This is a genomic window from Microbacterium sp. zg.Y909 (assembly GCF_024626565.1).
The window spans coordinates 1-1,242 of record NZ_JANJFJ010000663.1 but is presented as its reverse complement, the minus strand read 5'-3'; the positions used below and the strand labels follow the sequence as shown (position 1 = coordinate 1,242).

The 1,242-nt window shown below is 67.2% G+C and carries 1 protein-coding gene and 1 pseudogene; both read left to right on the top strand.

Annotated elements, in window-relative coordinates; all coding sequences use genetic code 11:
• The first annotated feature begins 197 nt into the window (after window positions 1–197).
• A complete protein-coding gene (tsf, locus tag NQ160_RS23950; RefSeq protein ID WP_257517475.1) occupies window positions 198–1,025 on the top strand; it encodes a translation elongation factor Ts in 828 nt (275 codons plus the stop codon).
• An 83-nt stretch (window positions 1,026–1,108) separates the two neighbouring features.
• Window positions 1,109–1,242 (top strand): annotated as a pseudogene (pyrH, locus tag NQ160_RS23945) (UMP kinase); the annotation flags it as partial.

The following is a 1,242-nucleotide window of genomic DNA, read 5'->3' as shown; positions in this document are numbered from 1 at the left end:
GCCGAGGTCAGCGAGATCGTCGCTGACGAGCAGGCCATCGAGGGCGAAGCCGCCACGGAGTCCGCTGCGGACGCCGTGGGCGCCTAAGCCGCCTACGCCGCCATGCCCGAGTAACCGCAGGGATCTGGCCGGGGTGGGCGCAGTGCGCCCACCCCGGCATCCCCGCAGTCATCCCACGAACCTAGGAGCCAGTACCCATGGCAAACTTCACCATCGCCGACATCAAGGCGCTGCGCGAGCAGCTCGGCACAGGCATGGTCGACACCAAGAAGGCGCTGGAGGAAGCTGACGGCGACCTCGAGAAGGCTGTCGAGATCCTCCGCCTCAAGGGCGCGAAGGGCAACGCGAAGCGTGCGGACCGCTCCACCAGCGAGGGACTCGTCGTCGCGCGTGAGCAGGACGGCAAGGTCACCCTGATCGAGCTGAACACCGAGACCGACTTCGTCGCCAAGAACGACCGGTTCATCGCGCTGGCCGACAAGGTGGCCGACGCCGCCGCCGCTGTCGCCGCAGACTCCGTCGAGGCCGCTCTGGCCGCTGACGCGAACGGTCAGACCGTCGCACAGCTCATCGACGACGAGGCCGCCATCATCGGCGAGAAGGTGGAGCTGCGCCGCGTGCGCACGCTCACCGGCGACAACTTCGAGATCTACCTGCACAAGACCAGCAAGGACCTGCCGCCGCAGATCGGCGTCGTGGTCGCCTACTCGGGTGATGACGCCGAGACCGCGCGCAGCATTGCGCAGCACATCTCGTTCGCGAACCCCACCTACCTCTCGCGTGAGGACGTCCCGACCGCCGAGGTCGAGAAGGAGCGTGAGATCGTCACCGAGATCTCCCGCAACGAGGGCAAGCCCGAAGCTGCCCTTCCGAAGATCGTCGAGGGTCGCGTCAACGCGTTCTTCAAGCAGGTCGCCCTGCTCGACCAGGACTACGCGAAGGACAACAAGCTGTCCGTCGCCCAGGTCGCCAAGGACGCCGGCATCACGGTCACGGACTTCGCCCGCTTCAAGGTCGGCGCGTAAGCACCGCGAAAGGCCCGCATCGCTGCCGGTGCGGGCCTTTCCCATGCCCGACGCTAAGTTGTACCCAGACGAGAGGATCACACGTGATCGATGAGGCCACCGGACGCCGGCGCGTCCTGCTGAAGCTGTCCGGCGAAGCGTTCGGGGGTGGCCAGCTCGGCGTCAATCCCGACATCGTCAGCCAGATCGCACGCGAGATCGCCGCGGCGGTCGACCG

What these genes read in the sequence shown, in the direction of transcription:
- tsf (WP_257517475.1), top strand. Translation starts at nt 198, where the DNA reads ATGGCAAACTTCACCATCGCCGACATCAAGGCGCTGCGCGAGCAGCTC.